20 protein-coding genes, 1 tRNA gene and 4 pseudogenes are annotated in these 24544 nt (G+C 59.5%); 12 read left to right on the top strand and 13 right to left on the bottom strand.

Annotated elements, in window-relative coordinates; translation table 11 throughout:
• Nucleotides 1-26: 26 nt before the first annotated feature.
• From PJ259_RS01885 to PJ259_RS01865, 5 genes are all read left to right on the top strand, one after another.
• Nucleotides 27-995, top strand: a complete 969-nt coding sequence (locus tag PJ259_RS01885; protein ID WP_271654496.1) for a DUF932 domain-containing protein — start codon at nt 27-29, stop codon at nt 993-995.
• Nucleotides 996-1141: 146 nt separating this feature from the next.
• Nucleotides 1142-1963: a YqaJ viral recombinase family nuclease gene (locus PJ259_RS01880; RefSeq protein ID WP_271654495.1), complete on the top strand. Its 822-nt coding sequence runs from the start codon at nt 1142-1144 to the stop codon at nt 1961-1963.
• Between the two features lie 242 nt (nt 1964-2205).
• Nucleotides 2206-2703 carry a RadC family protein gene (gene radC, locus PJ259_RS01875; protein WP_271654494.1) on the top strand — a complete coding sequence of 166 codons (498 nt, stop codon included), beginning with the start codon at nt 2206-2208 and terminating at the stop codon, nt 2701-2703.
• Nucleotides 2704-2876: 173 nt separating this feature from the next.
• On the top strand, nt 2877-3074 hold the full coding sequence (locus PJ259_RS01870) for a hypothetical protein (protein ID WP_271654493.1): 198 nt from the start codon (nt 2877-2879) through the stop codon (nt 3072-3074).
• Nucleotides 3075-3149: 75 nt separating this feature from the next.
• Nucleotides 3150-3494, top strand: a complete 345-nt coding sequence (locus tag PJ259_RS01865; protein WP_271654492.1) for a hypothetical protein — start codon at nt 3150-3152, stop codon at nt 3492-3494.
• Nucleotides 3495-3511: 17 nt separating this feature from the next.
• Here the strand turns inward: PJ259_RS01865 and PJ259_RS01860 are convergent, their stop codons facing one another.
• Entirely contained in the window at nt 3512-3868 is a 357-nt protein-coding gene (locus tag PJ259_RS01860) for a helix-turn-helix domain-containing protein (protein ID WP_333909676.1), read from the bottom strand.
• Nucleotides 3869-4004: 136 nt separating this feature from the next.
• Here PJ259_RS01860 and PJ259_RS01855 point away from each other — a divergent pair, with 136 nt between their 5' ends.
• On the top strand, nt 4005-4817 hold the full coding sequence (locus PJ259_RS01855; RefSeq protein ID WP_271655917.1) for a toxin-antitoxin system YwqK family antitoxin: 813 nt from the start codon (nt 4005-4007) through the stop codon (nt 4815-4817).
• On the opposite strand, the pseudogene PJ259_RS22795 reads toward PJ259_RS01855, so the two are convergent.
• From PJ259_RS22795 to PJ259_RS01840, 3 genes and pseudogenes are all read right to left on the bottom strand, one after another.
• Nucleotides 4763-4876, bottom strand: a pseudogene (locus PJ259_RS22795) (methyl-accepting chemotaxis protein); the annotation flags it as partial. The gene PJ259_RS01855 and the pseudogene PJ259_RS22795 sit on opposite strands and share 55 nt — an antisense overlap.
• A 279-nt stretch (nt 4877-5155) precedes the next feature.
• Nucleotides 5156-10699: a DUF3320 domain-containing protein gene (locus tag PJ259_RS01845; protein ID WP_271654490.1), complete on the bottom strand. Its 5544-nt coding sequence runs from the start codon at nt 10697-10699 to the stop codon at nt 5156-5158.
• A 491-nt stretch (nt 10700-11190) separates the two neighbouring features.
• A pseudogene (locus PJ259_RS01840) lies at nt 11191-12143 on the bottom strand (IS481 family transposase).
• A gap of 280 nt (nt 12144-12423) precedes the next feature.
• Here PJ259_RS01840 and PJ259_RS01835 point away from each other — a divergent pair.
• Both PJ259_RS01835 and PJ259_RS01830 read left to right on the top strand, forming a co-directional pair.
• Nucleotides 12424-13015, top strand: a pseudogene (locus PJ259_RS01835) (TIGR03759 family integrating conjugative element protein); the annotation flags it as partial.
• 219 nt (nt 13016-13234) lie between these two features.
• Entirely contained in the window at nt 13235-13996 is a 762-nt protein-coding gene (locus tag PJ259_RS01830; RefSeq protein WP_271654489.1) for a hypothetical protein, read from the top strand.
• 34 nt (nt 13997-14030) lie between these two features.
• On the opposite strand, the gene PJ259_RS01825 is transcribed toward PJ259_RS01830, so the two are convergent.
• Together PJ259_RS01825 and PJ259_RS01820 are read right to left on the bottom strand one after the other, a co-directional pair.
• Complete coding sequence (locus PJ259_RS01825; RefSeq protein ID WP_271654488.1) at nt 14031-15119, bottom strand: YagK/YfjJ domain-containing protein; 1089 nt, start codon at nt 15117-15119, stop codon at nt 14031-14033.
• 349 nt (nt 15120-15468) lie between these two features.
• Nucleotides 15469-15687: a helix-turn-helix transcriptional regulator gene (locus tag PJ259_RS01820; protein ID WP_333909675.1), complete on the bottom strand. Its 219-nt coding sequence runs from the start codon at nt 15685-15687 to the stop codon at nt 15469-15471.
• 367 nt (nt 15688-16054) lie between these two features.
• On the opposite strand from PJ259_RS01820, the pseudogene PJ259_RS01815 reads away from it, so the two are divergent.
• A pseudogene (locus PJ259_RS01815) lies at nt 16055-16279 on the top strand (integrase core domain-containing protein); the annotation flags it as partial.
• Nucleotides 16280-16497: 218 nt separating this feature from the next.
• Here PJ259_RS01815 and PJ259_RS01810 read toward each other — a convergent pair.
• From PJ259_RS01810 to dapA, 5 genes are all read right to left on the bottom strand, one after another.
• Nucleotides 16498-16587 (bottom strand) — tRNA-Ser (locus tag PJ259_RS01810).
• An 80-nt stretch (nt 16588-16667) separates the two neighbouring features.
• Complete coding sequence (purC, locus tag PJ259_RS01805) at nt 16668-17378, bottom strand: phosphoribosylaminoimidazolesuccinocarboxamide synthase (RefSeq protein ID WP_007162774.1); 711 nt, start codon at nt 17376-17378, stop codon at nt 16668-16670.
• A gap of 157 nt (nt 17379-17535) precedes the next feature.
• On the bottom strand, nt 17536-18294 hold the full coding sequence (locus tag PJ259_RS01800; RefSeq protein WP_059314436.1) for an MBL fold metallo-hydrolase: 759 nt from the start codon (nt 18292-18294) through the stop codon (nt 17536-17538).
• Nucleotides 18233-19417, bottom strand: coding sequence for an outer membrane protein assembly factor BamC (bamC, locus tag PJ259_RS01795; protein ID WP_059314435.1), 1185 nt, complete (start codon nt 19415-19417; stop codon nt 18233-18235). The genes PJ259_RS01800 and bamC overlap by 62 nt, the downstream gene beginning before the upstream one ends.
• A gap of 14 nt (nt 19418-19431) precedes the next feature.
• A complete protein-coding gene (gene dapA / locus PJ259_RS01790) occupies nt 19432-20310 on the bottom strand; it encodes a 4-hydroxy-tetrahydrodipicolinate synthase (RefSeq protein ID WP_271654486.1) in 879 nt (292 codons plus the stop codon).
• 294 nt (nt 20311-20604) lie between these two features.
• Between dapA and PJ259_RS01785 the strand changes: the two genes are divergently transcribed.
• Entirely contained in the window at nt 20605-21165 is a 561-nt protein-coding gene (locus PJ259_RS01785; protein WP_059314433.1) for a glycine cleavage system protein R, read from the top strand.
• Nucleotides 21166-21187: 22 nt separating this feature from the next.
• The gene (locus PJ259_RS01780) at nt 21188-21661 is read left to right on the top strand and encodes a peroxiredoxin (RefSeq protein ID WP_059314432.1); all 474 of its coding nucleotides are present in this window, start codon (nt 21188-21190) and stop codon (nt 21659-21661) included.
• Here the strand turns inward: PJ259_RS01780 and PJ259_RS01775 are convergent, their stop codons facing one another.
• The gene (locus PJ259_RS01775; RefSeq protein ID WP_059314431.1) at nt 21662-21916 is read right to left on the bottom strand and encodes a sulfurtransferase TusA family protein; all 255 of its coding nucleotides are present in this window, start codon (nt 21914-21916) and stop codon (nt 21662-21664) included. It abuts the gene before it with no gap.
• A gap of 96 nt (nt 21917-22012) precedes the next feature.
• Between PJ259_RS01775 and PJ259_RS01770 the strand changes: the two genes are divergently transcribed.
• Nucleotides 22013-23452 carry a M48 family metalloprotease gene (locus tag PJ259_RS01770; protein WP_271654485.1) on the top strand — a complete coding sequence of 480 codons (1440 nt, stop codon included), beginning with the start codon at nt 22013-22015 and terminating at the stop codon, nt 23450-23452.
• Here PJ259_RS01770 and nadA read toward each other — a convergent pair.
• Nucleotides 23449-24507 (bottom strand): quinolinate synthase NadA, encoded by a 1059-nt coding sequence (gene nadA, locus PJ259_RS01765; RefSeq protein WP_059316854.1) that lies wholly within the window; start codon nt 24505-24507, stop codon nt 23449-23451. The two genes, PJ259_RS01770 and nadA, sit on opposite strands and share 4 nt — an antisense overlap.
• Nucleotides 24508-24544: the final 37 nt, after the last annotated feature.

Genomic DNA, 24544 nt, shown 5'->3' with positions numbered 1-24544 from the left:
GGCGTGCACCCAAAGGAATCGCTCACATGGCACATCTCATCGACACCATGGCCTACGCTGGCGACACTCCGTGGCATGGCCTGGGTAATCAGCTCACTCAGAAACAGCCCATCGAAGTCTGGCAACGCGAAGCCGGGATGGACTGGCAGATCCTCGAAAGTCCCGTCCACTTTAAATCAGATGCAGTCGGTCACCTGGGGACGATCCACTTGTTCCCCGAGCAGAAGGTGCTGTTCCGCTCCGATACCAAGGCACCGCTCTCAGTGGTTTCCCAGCGCTACCAGACCGTACAGCCGCGCGAGGTTCTGGAGTTCTACCGCGACCTGACCGAGGTCTCCGGCTATCAGCTGGAAACAGCCGGCGTGCTCAAGGAAGGTCGCAAGTTCTGGGCCCTGGCGCGTACGGGACAAAGCATGACCTTGAAAGGCAACGATCAGGTCAACGGCTACCTGCTCTTGGCCACATCGTGCGATGGCACCCTGGCCACCACCGCGACACCGACCACCGTCAGGGTGGTATGCAACAACACACTCAGCATCGCTGTGAATGGTGCCACTCAGGCGATCAAGGTTCCCCACAGCACGCGATTCGACCCGATGGCCGTGAAGAAGCAGCTCGGCATCGCCGTCGCTGGCTGGGATGAGTTTATGTACCGCCTTCGCGTGCTTGCCGATCGCAAGGTAGGCGATGCCGAGTCGACGGGCTTTTTCATGCGGGTGCTCTGTGATTCGGCAGGGAGCAGTAATACCCAGGGAGGCCTTCCCAATGAGCGGGCCCTGAGAACGGTGCAAGCCTTGTACGAGGGACGAGGTCGCGGCGCGGTCCTTGAGTCCGCACAAGGGACCGCCTGGGGCCTGGTCAACGCGGTCACTGAGTTCGTCGATCACGAACGGCGGGCGCGGAGCTCTGAGTATCGGCTTGACTCAGCCTGGTTTGGCCAAGGCGGTCAGCTCAAGCAACGGGCACTGTCGGCCGCACTCGACCTTGTGGCCTGACGGCGTTCCTCCTCGCTACTGGCCACGGCATCCCTCCGGCCGCGCCAACGCCATTCCAGATTTGCAGCGCTGTTCCCTACTTTCTGACAACTCGCTCAGGCGGCTTCGTGCCGGCTGAGCACTCTATGCCGCACAGGAGCTTGCTTATGAGTCGTTCCTCCCTGATCACCCAGCACCAACGTCCTCGTCCACTCCTCCACCTCGTCACCACCGCTACAACTTCTCGCCTCACAGCTCCTGAAGCCCAACCTGTGAGGCTCTTCAGCCATGACGCCGCAGCGACCTTAGGGCTGGATCCGAACAAATCACCACTGGAGCTCTGGCTCGAGAAAACCGGACGGCAAACGGCCTCTCTAGATAACGATCCTCGGAACGACAGCACGCCCGCATTCTGGCAAAGCGTGCTTGAGCCCATCATCTTTTGGCGCTACAGCAGGAGCACCGGCCGCAAGGTTCGGCGCTACAGCCGGGAGGTGTCCCATGCCTCGCCCGATCTGCCCTGGATGGCTGCCCGCATTGAACGCGAAGTGCTGGATGACGAAGAGGTCCAGTTGCTCGTGTGCAAGGCCGTGGGTGCCAGCGAAGTCCATCGCTGGCTGGAAGGTGTCCCGGTGGCCATGCGTCTGCAGGTCATGCACCTACTGGCAGTGACAGGCAAACACGCGGCCGACATTGCCGTACTGCTGGGTGGTCAGCAGTGGCAGATCCACCGTATCGAACGGGATGAAGCCGGCATTGCGCAGCTGATCGAAGGAGAGCGTCAGTTCTGGCACTACCTGGACACGGATCGTCCGCCGCCAGCCGATGGCTCCTTCTCTGCAGGTAAAGCAGTCGCGCGCCTGTATCCGCAGGACTCAGGCGCGCGGTGTGACTTTCGCCAGCAAGCCGGTCTCCTTGCCATCTATCTGGAGCTGAAGGTGTTGCGCCAAGCACTCCAGGCCAAGCAAGCGCGAGCAGCAGAACTATAGCAGCGTCTCCAACAGGCCTTGGGCAACGCCACCTACGGTGATTTCCCGCATGGATCCATTCAATGGCAACGGGCGCAGGACCGTACGGTGCTCGATGTCGACCGCCTGCTGCAGGACCAGCCAGAGCTGCTCGAGCGCTACGCCAAACATCTGCCAGGAGATCGGGAGTTCGTCATCAGTTGAAGGCGGTAGCCCTGTCCTGCCTCACCTTTCGAAACCTCACCTTTGTTGCGAGACCTCTCATGATTTCGAGCAAACTCAAGGCTGGCGAAACCGCTGGCAGCTATCTCATCGACTCTCCGGTAACCGAAGCCGACATTCTCGGTATCGCGAGGCAACTCGTTGCCCAGCGATTGAGCAAGGGCAGCAGTTTGACCGAGCCCCAGCAGGTCATTGCCCATCTCCAGACGTTGCTCATCCAGCAAGAGCGAGAGGTCTTCGCCCTTCTGTTGCTCGACAGCAAGCATCGCGTGATCTGCTACGAGGAGTTGTTCCAAGGCACCCTGGATGCGGCGAGTGTCTATCCGCGCGAAGTGGTGAAAACCGTGCTGCGCCACAACGCGGCGGCGGTGATCCTGGTGCACAGCCATCCTTCGGGAGATCCGGAGCCAAGCCAGGCAGATCGCCGTCTCACCCAGACGCTCAAAGAGCTGCTGAACTTGGTGGGTACCCGTACCCTGGACCACATCATCGTGGGACACGAGGGCTGCGTCTCGATGGCGGAACTAGGCCTGGTCTAGCCTTCGATCTGCTCCACCTGCCTCACAGCCTCCTCCCGCTGACACCTGGCGCTCCCCGCGCTTTACCAGCACGTCTCTTCCCCTTCCCTCATGACGACTATCGGCTCGACCGCCAAGGCACGCGCTTGCGTCCTGGTTGCTTGGCCAATCGCAAACTGACTGGAGATTCAGCTATGCCGCTTCTGCGCTTTCTCGCCTTGCTGTTCGTGTTCGCTGGGCTACTGGTCAGCAGCTTGCTCGCTGTCAGCCTCTTGGTACTGATGCTGCGCTTCTGGCCGTTGGCCTTGGCCATCGTTCTGACCTTGACGCTTTTCGGCGGGCTGCTTCGCCGTTCCGGTACCGCGTTCAATACCCCATCCACGACGGCATAAGGACAGGCCCCTTGGCCTGCCCCTTCTCATTCTGAATAGCCGTTCTACCCCTTTCTTCTGACAGGAGCTTTAGCCATGTCCCCACCCTGCTTGATCTGTAACTCCTGGGTCGTGCTGTCCAAGGAAGCAGCACAGGTGATCGCGAGCCTCATCGGCAGCTTGGACGCCTTTCTGTGGGGTATTCAGCCACCGACTAAGCCTGTTGCTCCCACTCAACTGGGCCAACGCAGTCCGCTGGAGCAGGCCTTCAATCGCATCCTTCAGGGTATGTCCGCAGTTCACACGAGCTGGCCCGATACCCATGCTTTCATTAAGGACGTTCATCGCCATCAATTCATGGACTACCAGTGCCTGTGTCTACGCTGTGGCGCCAAGTATGACAAGCCATCGACTTCTACCGGCCAGGCGGCGGCGACCTGATCGTCGGTGGGCAACCGTTATCCCTGGCGCAGGCGCTCACCCAACTCCTGCACCAGCCCAAGCATCGGTTGCCGTTCCGCCTCGGTCAGGCCGTCCAGTAGGCGGCTGATCTGGCGCGCCTGATCATCGCTGCGCGGGCTGGCCTCGCTGGGTAGCTCTGCTGCCTCACACTGGAAAATGGATGCGAAATCGTAGAGCCGGGCGATATTGGGAATTACCACGCCCCGCTCGATTCGGGAAATGGCCTCGTTACCTATCCCGAGGCGTTCGGCTACCTGATCTTGTGTCAGCCCGCTTCGTGTTCGTCGAGTAGCGATCGCCCTTCCAATGGATACCGCTAGCGCTTTCTGGTCTCTGCCTGGCAAGTCGATCACTCCTGTAGTCAACCTAAATGGTTGGATAACGCCTCGTTAACATGAAGGAATCTCAAGGTTGAAAATCACCCTAAATAGTTGATTCTACATTTTTGGAGATAAATTAAAGATAACCTTTAAGAAATTGACGATCGTAATGCTAGCTTCTGTGTTGCTGGCCAGCTGCAGTGACAAGACGCTAGATTTTCGCAACGCCGAGATTGCGAATGGCCTGATTTACGCGAAGGGTACCAATGACCCGCTCACAGGCAGCCTCACCAATTTCCCCCAGTCTTTCCTAAGGCCGACTCACGACTTGAACGGCATACTTACGGGACTATTTGGCAGCCTAGATCGACTTAAGCGGCAGGATGAATCGATTAGACTCATTCAGCTTGTGTGTAATGGGGAAACTAAATCCGGACAGCTCAATGGAGAAACCAATTGCTACGAGCCTGGAACGAAGAACCTACGCTACCAAGCTCACTACAATGCAGGGCAATTAGATGGCGACCTCACCATTTGGGGGAAGCATCAAAATCCGCTGGCCAAAGCCACTTTCAAAAATGATAGACCTGACGGCACACTTCAGTTCTATGGTCCAGGTACAGGAAAATTGATACTTCAGACTCAATCTCGAAATGGCATGATTGATGGATTAGATCAGCGCTGGGACGAAGGCACTGGCCAACTTATCTATCAAGCAAAAGCTGTAAACGGGCATTATGTGGGTATTGCTGAGCCTTGGGATCCGAATGGCACAAAGACACTTAAGGCCCCTTATCGAAGCGGTACAATAAATGGAGTAGTCCGTGCCTGTCACCCGCAGCCGCCGGAGATCAGCATGGATAACGCAGCTGCCAAAGCCGTGGCTCTTGAATTACTACTCGACAGCCTTCGTACGGCGCGGGCAAAGTCTCCGGCCCGTGCAGCTTCAATCACGGCATTCAACGCCAACAGGTCGGTCTGATCAGCAATCGACCGAATGACCTCTAGGTCGTTGCTGATCTCTTCTGCAACCGTCGCTAATTTTTGCACGTCTGCGATAGAGGCCTGTACGAGAGAGAGCATGTCAGTGATGGCCGCGATGGTTTGCTCGACGCGGGCTCGGCCCTCTCGGACTGTCTCGCAACACCGTGCGCAGGTAGGCACGTGTGCTTGCCAGATGTCACGCATACGAAGCTACTGCTCAGGTTGGCATGCTGAATAACGGTTTGCCCAGCAATCCTCATCGTAATGCTGGACGCCCTACCGATCGCAGGTGTCTTACGACGCGCTAGCCTCGGTCAGGACGCCCTAAGAAGATCGCTACTCCCGAATCTTCAGGAGGCCCTCCTCGTCGACCAAACGACCAAAGGCGACGACCTGCTCGACGACTGCCGCCACACGATCTCGTACCGAGGCTGAGACAGCTCGAATGCCCATGGCGCGCGCAACGCGTTCGATGACCTGATCGCGATTCGCGCCAAAATTACGCGCTACGACGATGACGATGGCTTCTGCAAGTTCTGCCTCCGGTAGGTACTCCGCCCGGCGGAGCGCCAGTGAAGATACCTTCGAACGGTCGCGTGGGACAACAGGTGCGCTGGCGATGGCGAGCCAGACGCCGTCCCGAACCACGGAGTTCTGGCGGACAGCCACATCAATTGCCCTTTCGACGGCGTCCTGAATACGACTTCCAGCTCGCTTGACTCCCCAGGCATCACGGACACGGGACACGACCTCATCGGTATGCACGGGCCCTTCGATGCGCACAACATCAACCGCTATCTCGGTAAGAATGCCTGTCGGAGTCTCGTGGATTTCTTCCGAACGATGTGTTGGCCGCTGTGGGCTTGCTTCGACATACGGTTCGAAGGTGAAATCACCGTCTTCAGCTCTCACTTCCCGTTCGATGGCGGCTGCAGCGACGGCCTGCTCAACTGAGAGGACTTCCTCAGCTACGCGCTCGTCGAACGCAGCACGCGCTGCATCTATCTGCCGGCAGACAAGGTCGAGTTGTTCTTGGGGACGCTGGAACCAATCGGTGCTCCAGATGCGGTGGAGGTTCCAGCCATGATCAAGCAGAACCTGCTGGCGGAGGCGGTCACGGTCCCGGGCGGACTGAGCACTGTGGTATGACGCGCCATCACATTCGATGCCCAGGAGGAAGCGACCTGGGCGCTCCGGATCAGTCACCGCAAGGTCGATGTAGAATCCGGCCAGGCCCACCTGACGCTGAACACTGTATCCCCGAGCCTCGAGCGCTGCTGCAACCTGCTCTTCGAAGATGGAATCGAAGTCCCGTCCCGTGACGGCCGCCGTGTCGAGCTTCCCCGTGCGGGCATAGCGGAGAAAGATGCGGAACGCCTCAATCCCCTTGCGGCTGGCGGAAAATGCGGGATCGATGTCCTCATCCGTGATAGAGGAGAACACCTCGCATCGCTGCTTGGCACGGCTGATCAGCACATTAAGCCGACGCTCGCCGCCCTCGTTGTTGAGAGGCCCGAAACGCATGGGTACCTTGCCGCCCTGTACGGTCGGTCCATAGCCAACTGAGATGAAGATGACATCCCGCTCGTCACCCTGAACGTTTTCAAGGTTCTTAATGAAGAACGGCTCACTGTTGCGGCGGTTGAAGAAGGCCTCCACCTCCGCTGGCAAACCACGGCGCAGCACTTCAAGCTCGTCGAAGATGGCACGGCTTTGCGATGCGGAGAACGCTGCCACACCTAAGGACAGCTTCGGGTGTAGTCGGGCGTGCTGGACGATGGCCTCAGCGACTACCTTGGCCTCCGGCCCATTGACGCTCTTGACCGGTGAACCGAAGACGCCATCCCGAACAGGGTGGAAGCGCAGGCCCCGCCCACCCTCCTGAGTCCAGGGGCTGGGCACGATGAACAGCTTGTTTTCATAGAACTGGCGGTTGCTGACCGCAATGAGCGACTGGTGGCGGCTACGGTAATGCCAGCGGAGCATGCGCATGGGCAGGCCACGTGCGGTAAACAGCCCAAGGATGCTTTCAACATCGCCGACCTTCGTTGGCTCATCCTCGTCGATGTCTTCATCGCCACTGGTGAGCTTGGCAAAGAAACTGGTTGGCGGTAGCTGACGAGGGTCACCGACCACAACCACCTGCTTGGCCCGAGCCACCGCACCCAGGGCGTCGACCGGCTGGATCTGGCTCGCTTCGTCCATCACGAGCAGGTCGAACTCCAGTGCGCCGGGCGGCAGGAACTGCGCGACCGACAACGGGCTCATCATGAAGACCGGCTTCAGGGCGGTGAGCGCAGGAGCCGCGCGTTCGACCAGCTTTCGTAAGGCCATGTGACCCTTCTTCTTCTGAATTTCCCCCCGAAGCACTCCGAGTGGGCCAATCGAGCCACTGTCCCTTCGAGGAACATTCTGGTGGTGAGTCTGAACGACTTCGCCTGCCGCCGCTGCGATGCGCTGGCGGTCAAGGTCGGCGAACTCGCGGACGATATGGCCGTGGGCGACGCCATCGAAGCGGCCAAGAGCCGGTTCAGCCTTCAGTACCCGACGGTATTGCCCTTCAAAATAAGCGAACTCGAACGCAGCGACCGCACTCGTCGTCGATAGCCGTCCATCGGCAAGTCTGGCGACGACATCCGCGCAACCGTCGCGAATGGCTCGTGCAGCACGATCGCGATAGGCCAGCCACCGGTGCAGTTCTTCCTGTTCGGTAACCCAGCGTGATAGCCGTGCTGCCAGGGAATCCAAATGCACCTCATGGATGCGCGGCGCACCGACACTGGCTGACAGATCGAGTGCAAGCTCTTCTGCAATGGAGTGGAAGGCCGTGGCGAGATGCGCGGCCTGCTCGTCGAGAGCCTTCGCGCGAGGAATGAGCACCTCACGCTCGTTGACTCGACCGGCCAGCGCGCGGATGTCTTCATTGACTTTGAGCCAACCAGCGGCTGTCGAGAGAACGTCCCAATCACTGTCGAGCCCTCGCCACGCGGAGCCGAACAGCGCGTGGCCGAGGCTATACCCATCTCGTACACCCTGGCGCTCCTTGCGTCCCGCCTCCAGCCTTTCAAAAATGGCGCAGGCTGATGCCGCGCTGGTGGGGGGCTGAATCAGGAAGCGGCTGGCCGTCGACCAGGCGTTCGTGTAGCGGACGGCGAGCTGCAACAACGACTCGAGGTCGAGTTGTTCAGGGACAGTGGCGTCACCGAATACCTGCGTTGCCTGTGCAAGAAAATCCGTATGGACGCCGGACAGGTCGGGAGCGACCTGGGAGAGCAAAAGGCTTACGTGCTTCGAACGCCGGGAAACATCATCCTTCTCAGGACCGCGGGAAGCGATGAGGCGGGGTTCTGCCCCGAGCCCGCGCAGGGACCGCATCCATTCAACCAGAGCCACCAGCGGGGCGGAGGCCGAGCGATCGCTTTGCCAGTCTTCAGCGAAGGCAGCCTTGCCGAAGCTGTCTTCATCGCGCAGCACGCGCCGCGCTTCCTGACCGCGGATAAGGGTATCGAGAGAAGCCAGGGTCACCGGGAGAGGTTGGGCGGGTTGAACCAAGACCGAGCGCATGAGCTTGTTGGCTGCGCGCCAGTCGCCACTAAGGAAGCGGAAAAGGCTCGTGCCCTTGGCCGCAAGCGCGGCGCGAGCAGGCCCTACGTCGATATCCCACGCGAGCTCGTGGATCTGACCTGCTAGTGACGTACGAACCCCTTCGAGGTCGGCAGCGGTCTGGGCGATCTGCCCGGCCCGCTCTACGCCGCCGTCCCATAGCTCGGAAGCGAACGTTTCGGGGCTTGCAGGTGGCGCATTTGCAACCCGCTCGCCGATCTTGGCGAGGCGGGCAAACTCCCCAGCGGTCGGCGCGCATTCGCGACCCAGTGCGTGAGCGAGACCGCGGCCCGCCTGCAATAACGCCGGGATGGCGTCGCGGACGGCACAGAGGCGGCGAACAGCGTCCGCATCGAAGTCACCAGGGCATTCGGTGAGCGCCTGCTGCACTTCGTGAGTATCCTCGTCCCACGCCTCAACAGTGACTTCGCTCGACAGCGACTGGTGCAAGGCGGCGTAGCGATGACCCAACGCCAGCAATGTATCGACCGCCGATACGTTCGACCAACCGTCATCTGCCATGGCGTCGGCATCAAGCACAGGCGCCACACTGATGCGCCGGGCGAGCGCGCTGACAGCGGCCAGTTCGTCGAGCCTCGACGGAGGCTGGGCTTCCAGCAAACTGGCAGTAGCATTCATGTACTGCCGGGCGTCCTCGAGCTGGCCGCGCAACGTTTCGATACGGGCGACGAGACGCTCACGATCGGTGGGCAGCATCGCTTCGATGCCTACCCCGGTAAAGGCGTGGTCGTCGGGTCTGCCGATGATCTCGATCCGTGTGACCAAGTCATTCAGAAGCGCATGACGCCGTTCGAAACCATCCGCCCCCCAAGCTTCGATCCCCTCCAAAACGACATCGTTGGGCATTACCCCCGCTTGCCGCAGGCGTGCGAGATGACCCATGACATGGAAAGGGGACAGACTGGATGCTGGGTCGACGGCATGCAGCCGGGCCACATGGCCGTTCAACTCGTCCCGCGCTTCGGTCAGGCGAGCAATCAAGTTTCCGGTGGGAGCTGCCTTCGGGGCTCCGAGATCCCAGGTGCGTCGGAGCTCATCGAGTACCGCGCGCTTATTGGCCTTGTTGCTATGGAGTTCCAGGCACGCATCGCCCACACCCTTTTCGTCAAGGCGCCGTTTTACCACCTCCAGAGCCGCCATCTTCTCGGCCACGAACAGGACCGTTTTGCCGTCCTTGATAGCCGACGCAATGATATTGGCGATCGTCTGGCTCTTACCGGTGCCAGGAGGGCCCTGGATGACCATGTCGCGACCGCGACGCACCTCATGGATGGCAATGGCTTGCGAACTGTCGCAATCGAGGATGTGGAGCATGTCCGCCGGCGGGATGACCGGATCGATGTTGGCGCTCTCGTCGAGCATTCCCTCTCCACCTGGGAAGCCGTCTGAGAGCAGGCCCTTAATGAGTGGGCGATCGACGAGTGTGTTGCCCTTGGGCCAAACGGCAGGGTCGAGGTCTCTGTACATCAGGAATTTGGCAAACGAAAAGAACCCGACGGTCATCTCATCCGGCAGCACTTCCCACTGAGGCTTGTCCGACACCGCAGCTGCGACATCTGCAAAATAGGCATTGATGTCGAAGCTGTCACTGGCTTCGAAGGCGGGCATACGAAGCTTGTGGACCCGGTCCAGGTACGCTTCCAACGACAGGTTGGATGCGACATCCTCAGCGCGGGCCTTGAGTCGGAATTTCTCGCCCGCCGTTCCGCGGTTCAATTCGACCGGAATTAAGATCAGGGGCGCATGGCGGACGTTGGCCGCATTATTCGGATCGATCCACTTGAGGGCGCCAAGGGAGGCAAAGAGGACGTTGACGCCCTGCTCTTCCTCGAGTGTCTTTGAGTTCAGGTAGAGCTCGAGCAGATGCTTTTGCAGACCTTTGCCCGTAAGGCGAGTCTGGAGTTTTGTGTCGCTGTGACGGGTGAGCACGCCCTTCTCGTCGACGCTGTCGTCGGGTTGGGCAAGCTGGTCAATTTCATCGGAGTCTTTTGCCGGCTTTGCATCGTCGGCTGCCGAATCATTATCGGACTCATCAGTCGCCGCCTTGCCAGCCAGGAAGGTAAACGCTTTTCCCTCCCGAACGAGGAGGCGATAGACCTCGGATGTCTTCTCATCCACTACCGCAATCGCCGAGGTACGGCTCGATCGCGGCATATTTAGAAGCCGATTTCGCGCTGAGAGGTCAAGCAACTGTGTACGCGCCTGCTCGAGCTTCTCGGCGTTGGGAAGCGTGCTCTGGAAAATCGACGCATCCATGGTCGAGTCAGGCGTCGCTGCTTCTATCCTACTGTCCATCGTCATGTACCTGGCGGAATATCTCCGCCGAACGGGCCCTTCATTGGGCGATCAGTCTATTTTTGCATCTCGGGCGGACATACGGCGGCCGACGATAAGGGCAGTAGCCACGTTGCGACCAGAACTCCCCTTCCAACATCGAAACTGCGTGCGCCTCTTCTTGATAGCATCCATATTAATCCACTGGAAGGCACTTTCCAGTGCGGTGTTTTGATGTCGAGCAGTCAATTTATGTAGAGGGCACGGTAGGTCTGTCCTCACCAATTTTGTACATTTCCCCTGCTACACCATTCCATAAGCTTCTGTGCTCTGTCCTCGGTGTGCCCTTGCCGGCCTTTTCGCACAACCCGCTAAAACCAGGGACGCCTATGCATGAGTATGGTTCTCCTCATCCTCGCTGTGTCGCGACTCAGTGCTATCACTCCTGGGTAGAGCTTGAGGACTTGGTCGACCTAGCTGTGGAAGCACAGCAGGTTGTTTAGTGGCAACGGAGCCCGACTGATGAGCGGTTTGTAGTTGAGGCTGGCATGCGGCCTATGCCAGTTGGAGTGACGCAGCCACGCGGGTGAGTGCCCGGCTCGCTGCTCGGAGCTGTCATAGCTGTCGTAGTTGCGAGCATAGGCCCACTCACGCAGGCTCGTCTGGATGGAGCGATCGGCCTTGCCGTTTGTACGCGGCGCATAGGGTTTGGTGCAGATATGTTTCAGCCCGAGCCAAGCACACTAGCGCCGAAATGAATGAAAGCGGTAGCATGCACTGTTATCTGTCATGGTTTGCTCAAGGCGGATACCCAGCGCGCGGTAGTGCCGCACCGCCTGCAACAAGGCTCGACAGGCGCTACCGCCGCGCTCGTCCGGGTGCAGGGTGGTGAAGGCCAGCCGGGACGCATCATCCATGGCCACATGTACGACCTCCCAGCTGGCTCCATCGCAGCCCTGCTGACTATCCCCGTCACTCGGTGGCCAGGCCGCCAGAACCGGCGAAGCTTCTTGATGTCCACTTCAGGCCGCCGGCCTTGCGGTATTCGTAGCGCACCACCACAGGGGCGGGCTCCAGCTCGGCCAAACGATGAAAGCCTGCCTGTTTGAGACGACGCGCAACGGTACTAATGGCCACGCCGAGTACTGTGGACGATCTGTCGATAGGTGTGGCGAGATCAGCGTAGCTGGATCAATTGTGCGACCAGATCGCTCGAGGTCCCATGCGGGCATGAATGCGGACGTGATGAACGATCCATCAGACCGGACTCGCCTTCCTCACGAAAGCGCCTGAGCCACTTGTAGGCTGTACGGACACTGACCCCCGCCGCTTGTGCTGCATCCTCGGCGCGCAGCCTAGTGAGCATGCGTTGTACGAGAAGGGCTCGACCTCGAGGGGTAAGACGGGCATGTTTATGTAGGTTCATCCGGGGCTCCTGGCAGGGTGTGTGTTGGTCGCGCTTCCGGAATTCCGGGAACGCCCCGGATGAACAACCTAATGAGAGATCACACCTAGCGATCGCCTGTGTCCTGAGTTCGATACGGGTGTTCGTCGCGCTACCTTCTTACAAGGACGTCGACAGATTCGAAAGAAAAAATCGCGGTGAGGAACGTAATAGCAACGTTCTTCAGTCCAAGGAAGTGCCGCCTGGCGCCCGCCAATCCTCAATCCCACTAACCGATGAGGCCAAGGCTCAAGAGTAGGGATTGACCAGTCAGGAGCTGCAGCACTACTGCACCCTGATGCAGGGCAGTCGTGGCGTCTACTCTCCCGGTCTGAATCCGGTCACCGCCCTGGGCATCGAAGCCCAGTCCGATGCCGAGCGGCGCCGCTACGCCGAGCTGCAGGTTCGCGCCGAGGCGCAGCAGGTGCAAAAGGAGCTGGCTTATGACCAGGCCTACCGCGACGCCTGGAATCGCCTCTAACCGAACCTGCAGCCGGTACAGGCCGTCGGCCAGACAGCGCCCTAGGCAAGTCCAGCCGTAAGCGGTAATGGACGGCTCGCCGTGTTCGTGACCGATAGCTACGCCGCTTGCACCGAGCGGTTTCAGGCGCTGCAGAGCGCTGGCCTGGCCTTCGACCTCTACCTGATCGGCACTCAGAACGACGATGCCTAGATCCGCCGCTGGGCTGTGCTTGCTGGCGTCGATCCGGCGAAGGTGCTTGGACGGCAGACTACCCTCAACCGACGCAGGCCGCTGGGTCCAGCTGGGCCTGGGCGGCGAGCTGCCGGCTGTAGTCCGCAAGGTGGATGGACAATGGCTACGGCGCGATCGCCTACGTGGCGTGACTGGCTGACCGCCTTTGTTATCCGAGCCTGCCATGCCTCAATCTACAGGTTTCCGATGTCATGGAGCACCACTCGGACTGGGCCTCAGCTTACATAGACATGATGAAACAGTCTGGCGTCGACGACCTTGTTGACGTAACTACTGCCCTGCACACATGACAACGTGTAACTGAGCCGCTTGACACTCGACTTAACTCGATGCTTACTCGAGTAGTTCAAGACAGCTCATGACCTATCAAGCAATGACAGACACTAAGCCGCCACTATTTTCCCCCGTGCAATCAGTCGTGCTTATGAACGAGAAAATTGGCGGCGCGTCAGTCGCCACTGCTATTGCCAGGAACCATTCTCTACTGCAAGAACACTTTTTCGAACCACTATCAAGCTTAAGCAACTACAAAAAAATCATAAAGGACATTCGTTTTGTAACTTCTGAGCCAGCCCTGCAGGCCAATCTCGAAGAACGCTGGAAAAATGAAGCACTTGCACATAATGATGAAACGAACAATCCGAATGAATCAATCACCAAGTTATTGATACGCGTTAGGTTTGCTTGCCTCTATATCGAGTTAGCTAGCATGGCCGAGGAAAAAAAATTACGCGATCAGGCATGGGCCTTCAACAATCAGGCCAGCTTGATGATTGGCGGAATAATAGAAGAGTCCATAGCAATCCAAAATAAACTCAAGACCCAAAAGCTCTCTCCCCAAAACAAAAAAAATGCCCAAGGACGTAACATGAATATCGAACCTGCGAGAAAGGAAGCAGCACGGTTATTAATCGAAATGAAACCTAAAACTGGCTGGATGACGCTTGAAAGCGCAGCTTCTAAACTCGAAAAGCCTTTACAAAAATACATCGAGGATAATCGCATTTCTGGAGTCACAGGTAGCAACATAAAGACACGACTAAAGAGCTGGACAAAAGATTATCCAATTGTGGCCGAAGCTTGGCTCGCCAGCAAAAATAATCCTGAAACATCGGATTAATGTTAGCTCGAAATTATTGCCGCCCTCTGAGCAACTAAACAGGTTCAGAAAACATCTCGCAATCACCCACTAAGCAACTCAAAGCGCGAGGCCGCCCTCTCGGATCTTTGTTTGCAGGCCGATTCATTTTTCCTATACAACGACCTTCAGCCCTTAGCCTCATGAATAAATCTGTCTTAGTTAAGTAAAGCGCAGCGTTCCGTAGTCCCTGGCGTGCCTGCGCATCTGAATGACTAACCATGCCAACCCCACAACTTTTATAGTAGAAGCAATTACGATTGCAGTTGTAGTAAAGACCCCGCCCCTTCGTGACCACATCAACCCAATATTGCCCGATCAACCAAGCAATTCCGATATCCCGTCGGACCTTGGAGCCGTCAAAGAAAAACAGCATATGATAATGAAATCCCTTCTTCGGCCCGTGTTCAAGTTTCCATATCCACCCTACCATATTAGCAAACAAGTTATTCGACCTAGCATTCTCAAAGAGACGCTTTCGATCCCTTGCAGCGTCTGCCTGCGTCACGTCGCAGTTCTCCCTGGAGTACGACAGATCTAGTCTAACCACCAGCAGTCTAGAATAACGCACGAATAGTGCATCTATATACCCAACCAGCTCCTTGTAATTTTTATTGCTTGAACGTTGGTAGCTGTTAACCTTGGCCTTGAAAGCCTTTGATCTAGCCTCTTCACGTATCATTTCAACACACTTATTAAAGTGATCATTGCGCCTCTGAACCTCCTCAATCAGACGGACGTGGAAAAGTGTTAAACGTAGCTGGCATAGATCAAAATCCATGATCCGCTTCACTGCCATTTCCACATACGGCTCGACTGCGTAGAGTGAGTTGAATTTACTATCATTAGGAATCGGAACTTTAAGTATTTCAAGCAACAGTCTTCCCGGCTTTATTGCTACAAGCCGCGCATTTTTCGTCCCTTCCAAAATTTTGACTTGAAAGGCATCACCTTCAGAGCTTACTAGGGCCTTGACAAGATTCGACACCCTCTTAAAGCTATTGATTAACCCTACATCTATAGCCCCCACTTCACCCAAACCCTCCATCTGAACTTTCGACTTACTAACCAAAGCCATGTATCGCCTTTCATCACCATACGTCATAAATCCTCCAAAGCTCTCTATGAATTGGCAATAGAATTTAGACCCATACAAATCGACGGGACACCCCAACCTATCCAAAATCCTCTTAGACCTAAAAGGCAGCAGATCAACCTATAAATTAAAAACCAAAAATCGAAATAAGTATAAGATCGCTATCAATTAGGCATGCTCAGGCAGAAAGATCAGAAAGATAACATAAGAACCAAATTTATTTAGGGCGAAATAACCGACCGAAAGTGTGAATTGATGCGCCATCCGAACAGGCATGGGATTAAGTTTCATATACGGAGTTAGTTAAATAAGACAGCACAAAACATGCGCAAATCCTATAACTTGATTTAACTACTCGCTATTTTTCAATCATGCGAAGCTCAATCCAAGCAGTAATATCGGCTTCGACCCATCCAATGGCCGAAACACCTAACTTTATAGGCTTGGGAAATGTCGCGTCATATCTGGGTGACCGAGCATCCATACGCTCATAAATCGTTGACCGCGCGAGGCCAATACGCTCGATCAGCTGCTTGAGTCGCAGGATTCTCGGCTGGACTGCAGGTGGTGTGCTCATTGTGTGCATGCTCTTTCTAGATCGAGATGGCACGACTCTAAAGCTACCCCCGCATGACAAATAGGTTTACAGCGAAAAAGTAATTTTTTTCGTAATCCCAGAGAATCCGATCTAAAAGCAAATCGTGAGTCTTGACGCGCTAGCGCCAGACACGGCTCCCATCGAAAATCCCTGATGCGTCCGTCGAACCGAGACCTCAGCCTGATACGAGCGTGCTGAAGGCTGTCTTTCTAGAGATCTCCACATTGGCTGCTGCCATACGGGCCAGCATCCACGAGCGCCCTAGGCTGCTAAGCTGCCGACGGCCAAGGACGGCAGATGGTGCTCTGGCATAAAAAGAACTAAGGATGCATATGGTAGGAACTAACCATGTAGGCCGCGTACGAACGGCAAGGCCGAGCGCTTCATCCAGACGAGCCTTCGTGAGTGGGCCTATGTACGCTGCCATGACAGCTCCTAGCAGCAAGCCACGCACCTAGCCGCGCGGCTGCGTCACTAAAACTGGTACAGGCCGCACTCCAGCCTCAGCTACAAACCGCCAATCAATCAGGCTCCCTTGCCACTGAACAACGTACTGGGTTTACACACCTAGCCCATCTCGGCCTGCAAATCAGTGAGCGTAAGGCATGCATGCTTGCGATGGCAGCGCGTATGATGTCTTTGAAACCAATGATTCCTACTAATCGTGCGTTGATAGGTAGTCACATAGCTTCATGGCGAGACGCACAATTGCGGTGGGGGATTGAATGGGGGACCAGCTAAGGCTGGAAACCAAAAAGCCCCGCATAGCGGGGCTTTTTGGAGACATTATGGCGGAGAGATAGGGATTTGAACCCTAGGAGCCATTGCTGACTCAACGGATTTCGAATCCGTCCCGTTCGACCACTCCGGCATCTCTCCAACGCGGCGCATGATACCAGCCATGCGGGCAAAAGCGAACAAGCAATTGCAAAAAAAGCTCTGGTATCAGCGGCTTGCGTTTAGAGCGGGACGCCCAGGCGCTGGGCGACCTCTTCGTAGGCCTCGATCACACCACCCAGACCCTGGCGGAAGCGGTCCTTGTCCATCTTCTTGCGGGTTTCCTTGTCCCAGAGACGGCTGCCGTCCGGGCTGAATTCGTCGCCCAGCACGACCTTGCCATGGAACAGGCCGAATTCGAGCTTGAAGTCCACCAGCAGCAGGCCAGCGTCGTCGAACAGCTGCTTGAGGATATCGTTGATGCGGAAGGTCAGCGCCTTCATCTCGGCCAGTTGGTCGAGAGTGGCCCAGCCAAAGGCCTGGACATGGCTTTCGTTGACCATGGGGTCGTGTAGCGCATCGTTCTTCAGGAAGAGTTCGAAGGTCGGCGGAGTCAGCTCCAGGCCCTCCTCCACACCCAGGCGGCGGACCAGACTGCCGGCAGCGAAGTTGCGGACCACGCATTCCACCGGAATCATCTCGAGCTTCTTGACCAGGCACTCGTTGTCGCCCAGCAGCTGTTCGAACTGGGTGGGAATACCGGCGGCTTCGAGCTTCTGCATCACGAAGGCATTGAACTTGTTGTTCACCATGCCCTTGCGCTCGAGTTGCTCGATACGCTCGCCATCGAAGGCAGAGGTGTCGTTGCGGAACAACAGGACCAGGCGATCGGGATCGTCGGTGGTGAATACCGACTTGGCCTTGCCACGGTAGAGTTCTGCGCGTTTTTCCATCTTGGACTCCGGTTCGAATGGCTTGCAGGCTGTGGACGAACGCAGGTGAGACGACCGGTTCGGGACGAGTACAGCCGGGAAGCGCAGTTTACATAGGATCGTGGGTATTTTGGCCGTGCGGCAGCGCCCGGCTGTTAAAGAAAGCTCGGCCAGCGCCCTAGGCGATGGCCTGCCATTCCAGCCCCTGCTGCTGATCGGCGATCTGCAGCCAGTCCGCATCGCAACCGAGCACATTGGTGAAGCAGGCGCGAGCGAGCCAGGGGTTGTTGTTCTTTTCGCTCAGATGGGCGAGTACCAGATGCTGCAGGCCTGGGCAGGCCAGCTCCACCACCAGATCGGCCGACTGGCGGTTGTTGAGATGCCCGCGCACCCCGCCAACCCGCGCCTTGAGGTGATAGGGATAGGGCCCTGAGGCAAGCATATTGCTGTCATGGTTGGCCTCGATCACCAGGGCATCGAGGCCGCGGTAATGGGTCAGCACACCAGGCGTCGCCTCACCGAGATCAGTGAGCACGCCCAGGCGCTTGCGGCCATCGTCGAAGACGAATTGCGTCGGCTCCAGGGCATCGTGGGAGACCTGCACCACCGTCACCTCCAGTGCATCCAGCACCAGCCGCTCGCCGTCCACCAGCAGCCCCTGGGCCGCCACCGGCTTGCGCAGGCCGCGCCCGGTACCGGCGCTGTAATAGACCGGCACCCCGTGCTTGCGCGCCAGGAGCTCGACGCCCTGCACGTGATCGGAGTGTTCGTGGGTGACCAAGACGGCGTCCAGCTGGGCAGGTACCACGCCCAGCCGGGCCAGGCGACGCTCGGCTTCCCGCAGGGAGAAGCCGCAGTCGATCAGGACATAGCTGTTATGGCTGTGCACCAGGGTCGAGTTGCCCCGACTGCCGCTGCCCAGGATTGCGAAGCGCATACTGCATGCTCGTCTGAAGCTTTTTCAGCACGCCTTCGGCGATGTCCTGGGGTGCTGCGGTGTTGATGGTCTTGTCCAGGGTAACCTGAACGGTGTTGCCCACCGAGGTGAGGCGCACCTGGAAGCGTCGTGCCCGAGCGTCTTCCTCTTCCTTGCTTTCGCCCTTGCCGAACAGGCGGCCAAAGAACCCTGGCTTGCGCTCTTCGGGTTTCTGCGCGCCTTCGGCGAGGTTCACGTAGTACACGCCCAGGCTGCGATCCATGTCGTCGACACGGATATCGGCGCCTTCGATGGCACGACCGATGCTAGACCAGGCGCGATTCAGATCGCTCTCCAGCACCAGCATGGGCACGCCACTGCCGTCGACCTCGTAGGTCACGCGCTCGGGAGTATCGTAGCTACCCGTGGCCAGCAGCGAGACCGAGCCACTGCCCTCCTCGCTGCGGTCCAGGCCGGCCAGCACCTGATTCAGCAGGGCGTCATCGAGCGCCGAGCTGTTCTGGCTGCTGGACCAGGACGGCTCGCTGGAGCTGCCCTGACTGCGGGTCTGGGTCTGCAGGAAGATTTCGCTGCTGCCGGATTGCACGCCTGGCTCGATGCGCAGGCGGGTACGCAGCTCGTTGCCCGGCTGCAGGCGGCCGTTGGTGCTCAGACTGCGGGCCAGCGGCGTCGACAGCTCGGTAGGCGACTGCCAGGCGGTGATGAGTTCACCGGTCTGCGGACGCTCTTCGGCGATGCGGAAGCCGTTGTCGGTCAGGTACTGACGAGCCACTGGCCAGACGTTGGCCGGGACCTTCTGGGCAGCCAGCCAGCGGGCATTGCCGCTGCGCTGGACGCTGAACTGCTCGCTGCCGCTGCCTTGAACGGCCAGCGCCTGGGGCCGAGGTACCTCGAAGCCATAGGAGCGGTTCTGGGTATCGGCCACGTTGGCCGGGATCGGCAGCAGCGGGTCGAGCGGCTTGGCCTGGACATCGGTCGGCACCTGCATGGGGCCGGTCTCGCGGGACTCGAGGTAGTCATTGCCGCGATCACGGAAATAACCGTGCTCGCCCCACACCCAGCTACAGCCACTGGCGGTGGCCACGGCGAGGCCTAATGTCGTCAAACCCAGGACACGTTTCATCGACTGCTTCCTAATCACGCCAGCACTCCCGCCTGACGCAGGGCCTGACGTACCACTTCGTGGCAGCGCGAGCTGAGCCAGGTCAGGGGCAGGCGGATACCGGCGTCGATCATGCCCATTTCGTGAAGGGCCCACTTCACCGGGATCGGATTCGATTCGATGAACAGATTCTTGTGCAGCGGCATGAGCTTTTCGTTCAACGCGCGTGCGGTGTCGGCGTCGCCGTTCATGGCGGCGGCGCAGAGCTCGCTCATCGCCTTGGGCGCGACGTTGGCCGTGACCGAGATGTTGCCCTTGCCGCCCAGCAGCATGAGTTCAGCCGCGGTAGCGTCATCGCCCGAGTAGACCAGGAAGTCCTTGCTGACGCGCGACAGGATATCACGGGCCCGGGCCAGATCGCCGGTGGCTTCCTTGATGCCGATGATGTTCGGCACCTTGGCCAGCCGCTCGACGGTCTCGGCCAACATGTCGCAGGCGGTACGGCCCGGCACGTTGTAGAGAATCTGCGGGATGGCGACGGTTTCGGCGATCATGCGGAAGTGCTGATACAGCCCTTCCTGGGTCGGCTTGTTGTAATAGGGCACGACCAGCAGGCAGGCATCGGCGCCCGCGTCCTTGGCGGCGCGGGTGAGGTCGATGGCCTCACGGGTGGAGTTGCCACCGGTGCCGGCAATGACCGGGATGCGGCCCTTGACCTGCTCGACCACATGACGGATCACGGCTACGTGCTCGTCGACGTCGACCGTGGCGGATTCACCCGAGGTGCCCACCGCGACGATGGCGTCGGTGCCTTCGGCGAGATGGAAGTCCACCAGCTTGGTCAGGTTGTCCCAGTCGATACGCCCCTGGGCGTCCATAGGGGTGACCAGCGCCACCATGCTCCCCGCAATCATGCAACCGCTCCTGCCGGAAAAAGAGAGCGGTAATGGTACTGACGCCTCTGCGCCAGCACAAGCAACGTGCCCCCAATGGGCATTCCCCCGGCGAGCGCTTTTCGCTACCCTTTCGCCTTTGCCAGGTTCTGCAGGAAAAGTTGGCGAGCGCAGGTCGGCCGAGACGGAAAAAGCTGAGGAAATGGAGCTTACGAGCGGTAGCTGAGCATTCCGACGCCTTTTTCCACGAAGCATCACCGAGCGTAGTCGCTTTTCTTGCAGAACCCAGTCGTATCTCCCCTGCCAGGAACCCCAATGTCCGCTACCCCCCCGATTCGCGAACAATTTCTCGTCATCAGTGCGCTGGGCGCCAATCCCATGGAGCTGACCAACGTGCTCTACCGCAGCTGCATGGAAAACCGTTGCGCGGTGGTCAGCAGCCGCCTGAGCCGGCACGGGGAATACAGCGCGTTGATCCTGCAGGTCTCCGGCAACTGGGATGGTCTGGCGCGCCTCGAAGGCGGACTCGCCGGCCTCGGCAAGCGCCATGGCTTTACCGTGGGCGTCACCCGCAGCGCCGCGCTGGAGAATCGTCCGCAGGCCCTGCCATACGTCGTCTATGTCAGCGCCGCCTATCGCCCGGACATCCTCAACGAACTGTGCCAGTTCTTTGCCGACCACAAGATCGAAGTGGAAAATCTGGTCTGCGACTCCTACCTGGCGCCCCAGACCGGCGGCACCATGCTCAATGCCACCATCACCGTGACGCTGCCGGCCGGCACCCAGATCAGCTGGCTGCGTGACCAGTTCCTGGATTTCGCCGACGCCCTCAATCTGGATGCCCTGATCGAGCCCTGGCGGCCGCAGAGCAACTGACAAAACCCGCAAGGAGCTGCCCATGAGCGTGACCCTCGACCAACCGCTTCCGGCGTTCCAGGCTCAGGCCACCAGCGGCCTCGAGGTCTCACCCGAGAGCCTGCGCGGCCGCCAGGCGGTGCTGTACTTCTACCCCAAGGACAACACGCCCGGCTGCACCACCCAGGGCCAGGGCTTTCGCGACTTGCACGAGCAGTTCCTGGCGGCCAATACCCTGGTACTGGGCGTCTCCCGTGACAGCCTGCGCACCCACGAGAACTTCCGCGCCAAGCAGGGCTTTCCCTTCGAGCTGATCAGTGACAAGGACGAGACCCTCTGCCAGCTGTTCGACGTGATGCGGCAGAAAAAGCTCTATGGCAAGGACTACATCGGCGTGGATCGCAGTACCTTCCTCATCGACCGGGAAGGCGTGGTGCGCCAGGTCTGGCGCGGCGTCAAGGTCCCCGGCCACGTCGCCGAGGTGCTGGCCGCCGCGCAGGCGCTGAACGAGGCCTGATCAGGCCTTGCGCAGCCAGTAGCGGAAGGTCTCCCCCGCCACCTCTTCACCCACCAAGGCATGGCCTGAGAGCTTGGCGAAGGTCCGGAAGTCGCGTTGCGAGCCGGCATCCGTCGCCACCACGGCGAGGACATCGCCGGAAGACAGCCGGTTGAGTTCCAGCTTGGCCTTGAGCAGCGGCATGGGGCAACTCAGCCCGCTGGCGTCGAGCTGGGCGGATACGGCGCCGGTATAGGGTTGGCTCAGATCGGCCATGAAATTCTCCGTTACGGGATACGACAGGGCCCGCGTTTGCTAGGCACCCAGACGGTGGGCCGCTAAAGTAGCCATTTTGCGGCCACGAGTCATGCCATGAAAGTCTTGCGCCCCGCCCTGCTGTCCCTGGCGCTGCTCTGCGCGCCTATCCTGGCGCAAGGTGCGAACGATCTGCCCTCGCTGGGCGACGCCAGCTCTTCGATCGTCTCGCCCGAGCAAGAGTTTCAGATGGGCCGCGCCTGGCTGAGCATGTTGCGTGGCCAGGTCCCCAGCCTCAACGACCCCCAGCTCAAGCAGTTCGTCGAGCGGTCGGTGTACCGCCTGGCGGAAACCAGCGATCTGCAGGATCACCGCCTGGCATTCATCCTGATCAAGGACCCGGAGATCAACGCCTTCGCCGCACCCGGTGGCGTGATCGGGGTGAACGGTGGTCTCTTTCTCAAGGCCGAGAACGAGGCGGAGTACGCGGCGGTCATGGCTCACGAACTGGGCCACCTGATCCAGCGCCATTTCGCCCGTGGGGTGGAGAATCAGCAACGCATGCAGCTGCCGCTGATGGCGGCGCTGCTGGCCGGCATCGTGGCGGCCGCGGCCGGCGGAGGTGACGCCGGCATCGCTGCTATCGCCTCGACCCAGGCGGCGGCTATCCAGAGCCAGCTGCGCTTCTCGCGCCTCAACGAACAGGAGGCCGACCGCGTCGGCATAGTCAACCTGGAACGCGCCGGCTACGACCCGCGTGCCATGCCGGAGATGTTCGGCCGCCTCGCCCGCCAGTATCGCTACGACCGCACCCCGCCGGAATTCCTGCTGACCCACCCGGTCACCGAGAGCCGAATCGCCGATACCCAGGCGCGCGCCGAGCGTCTTCCCAAGGGTGGCGTCGAGGACAGCACTCACTTCCAGCTGATGAAGATCCGCGCCCAGATGTATTTCGAGGAAACCGCCGGCCTGCTGGTCAAGCGCTATCGGGCGCAGTTGCAGGAAGCACCGGACAACGATCCCGCGCGCTACGGCCTGGCCATGGGCCTGACGCGCCAGGGCCAGCTCAACGAGGCCCGCGATACCCTCGCGCCCTTGCTGCGCAAGGCACCGGACGATATCAGCTACAACCTCGCCCAGGCCGATCTGGACATCACCGCCAATCGCCTGCCTGATGCCCAGAAGCGCGTCCAGCGGTTGATGGAGCTTTATCCGGACGATCTGGCCGTGGCCCTGGCGCAGGTAGACATGCTCACTCGCACCAAGCAGCCCAAGGCCGCCAGTCAGCTACTGGACAAACTGCTCAAGCAGCGCCCGATCGACCCGGATCTGTGGAATCAGGCGGCCGATGTACGGGGCCAGGCCGGCGATCTGGTCGGGGTGCATCAGGCGCGGGCCGAATACTTCGCCCTCACCGGCGACTACAACCAGGCCATCCAGCAGCTGGGCTTCGCCAAACAGCGCGCGGCCAGCAACTATCAACTGGCCGCGCGAATCGACGCCCGCCAGCAGGAGATGATCGCCCAGCGCAAGCTGAGCGAAGAGATCCTGCGCTAGGCGTTGCCCTTGACCCTTAGCTGCATGGCCTGGGTGAAGTCGAGCATCCGCTTGAGCGGCTTGACCGCCCTGGGGATGAGCGCCGGGTCAACCAGTACCTCGCCAGAGCCGTCGAGCAGGCAGTTGAGCGTGCGCTCCAGGGTGTTCATCGCCATCCAGGGGCAGTGGGCACAACTGCGGCACGCCGCGCCGTTGCCAGCGGTGGGCGCCTCGATGAAGACCTTGTCCGGGCAGGCCTGCTGCATCTTGTAGAAGATGCCGCGGTCGGTAGCGACGATGAACTGGCGATTGGGCAGCGTCTGAGCGGCCTTGATCATCTGGCTGGTGGAGCCGACATGGTCGGCCAGCTCGATCACCGCCTCGGGCGACTCCGGATGCACCAGGATGGCTGCCTCCGGGTAGAGTCGCTTGAGGTCCTCCAGCTGGCTGGCCTTGAACTCCTCGTGAACGATGCAGGAGCCTTCCCAAAGCAGCATGTCCGCACCGGTCTCACGCTGGATATAGCGCCCCAGGTGTCTGTCCGGTGCCCAGAGGATGGTCTCGTCGTTGTCCATCAGGTGCTCGACGATGTCCAGCGCGCAGCCGGACGTCACTACCCAGTCCGCCCGTGCCTTCACGGCCGCGGAGGTATTGGCGTAGACCACCACGGTGCGCTCGGGATGCTGGTCGCAGAAAGCCGAAAACTCCTCCACCGGGCAGCCCAGGTCCAGCGAGCAGGTGGCTTCCAGGGTCGGCATCAGCACCCGTTTTTCCGGGTTGAGGATCTTGGCCGTCTCGCCCATGAACTTCACGCCAGCCACCACCACGGTGGACGCCGGATGGCGATTGCCGAAGCGCGCCATTTCCAGGGAGTCGGCGACGCAGCCGCCGGTTTCCTCGGCCAGGGCCTGGATCAGCGGATCGGTGTAGTAATGGGCCAGGAGCACCGCGTTCTGCGCCTTGAGCTCGCGGGCAATGGCGGTCTTGTAGGCCGCGATCTCATCCGGCCCGAGCGCCTTGGGCTGCTTGGCGGCCAGATGGGCCTGGACCAGGAGACGTTCGGAAATCTGCGCCATGGCGGGTACCTGAAAACGGGGGTCGTCAAGGCCGCGC

The organism is Pseudomonas sp. JBR1, assembly GCF_028198185.1.
GTDB lineage: Bacteria > Pseudomonadota > Gammaproteobacteria > Pseudomonadales > Pseudomonadaceae > Chryseomonas > Chryseomonas oryzihabitans_E.
This window is presented reverse-complemented; position numbering and strand designations above follow the sequence as displayed.

What these genes read in the sequence shown, in the direction of transcription:
- purC (WP_007162774.1), bottom strand. Translation starts at nt 17,378, where the DNA reads ATGGAAAAACGCGCAGAACTCTACCGTGGCAAGGCCAAGTCGGTATTC.
- radC (WP_271654494.1), top strand. Translation starts at nt 2,206, where the DNA reads ATGATTTCGAGCAAACTCAAGGCTGGCGAAACCGCTGGCAGCTATCTC.
- PJ259_RS01830 (WP_271654489.1), top strand. Translation starts at nt 13,235, where the DNA reads ATGACCTATCAAGCAATGACAGACACTAAGCCGCCACTATTTTCCCCC.
- PJ259_RS01785 (WP_059314433.1), top strand. Translation starts at nt 20,605, where the DNA reads ATGTCCGCTACCCCCCCGATTCGCGAACAATTTCTCGTCATCAGTGCG.
- PJ259_RS01770 (WP_271654485.1), top strand. Translation starts at nt 22,013, where the DNA reads ATGAAAGTCTTGCGCCCCGCCCTGCTGTCCCTGGCGCTGCTCTGCGCG.
- nadA (WP_059316854.1), bottom strand. Translation starts at nt 24,507, where the DNA reads ATGGCGCAGATTTCCGAACGTCTCCTGGTCCAGGCCCATCTGGCCGCC.
- PJ259_RS01870 (WP_271654493.1), top strand. Translation starts at nt 2,877, where the DNA reads ATGCCGCTTCTGCGCTTTCTCGCCTTGCTGTTCGTGTTCGCTGGGCTA.
- PJ259_RS01820 (WP_333909675.1), bottom strand. Translation starts at nt 15,687, where the DNA reads ATGAGCACACCACCTGCAGTCCAGCCGAGAATCCTGCGACTCAAGCAG.
- PJ259_RS01880 (WP_271654495.1), top strand. Translation starts at nt 1,142, where the DNA reads ATGAGTCGTTCCTCCCTGATCACCCAGCACCAACGTCCTCGTCCACTC.
- PJ259_RS01855 (WP_271655917.1), top strand. Translation starts at nt 4,005, where the DNA reads ATGCTAGCTTCTGTGTTGCTGGCCAGCTGCAGTGACAAGACGCTAGAT.
- PJ259_RS01845 (WP_271654490.1), bottom strand. Translation starts at nt 10,699, where the DNA reads ATGGATGCGTCGATTTTCCAGAGCACGCTTCCCAACGCCGAGAAGCTC.
- PJ259_RS01800 (WP_059314436.1), bottom strand. Translation starts at nt 18,294, where the DNA reads ATGCGCTTCGCAATCCTGGGCAGCGGCAGTCGGGGCAACTCGACCCTG.
- bamC (WP_059314435.1), bottom strand. Translation starts at nt 19,417, where the DNA reads ATGAAACGTGTCCTGGGTTTGACGACATTAGGCCTCGCCGTGGCCACC.
- PJ259_RS01775 (WP_059314431.1), bottom strand. Translation starts at nt 21,916, where the DNA reads ATGGCCGATCTGAGCCAACCCTATACCGGCGCCGTATCCGCCCAGCTC.
- PJ259_RS01885 (WP_271654496.1), top strand. Translation starts at nt 27, where the DNA reads ATGGCACATCTCATCGACACCATGGCCTACGCTGGCGACACTCCGTGG.
- dapA (WP_271654486.1), bottom strand. Translation starts at nt 20,310, where the DNA reads ATGATTGCGGGGAGCATGGTGGCGCTGGTCACCCCTATGGACGCCCAG.
- PJ259_RS01865 (WP_271654492.1), top strand. Translation starts at nt 3,150, where the DNA reads ATGTCCCCACCCTGCTTGATCTGTAACTCCTGGGTCGTGCTGTCCAAG.
- PJ259_RS01825 (WP_271654488.1), bottom strand. Translation starts at nt 15,119, where the DNA reads ATGACGTATGGTGATGAAAGGCGATACATGGCTTTGGTTAGTAAGTCG.
- PJ259_RS01780 (WP_059314432.1), top strand. Translation starts at nt 21,188, where the DNA reads ATGAGCGTGACCCTCGACCAACCGCTTCCGGCGTTCCAGGCTCAGGCC.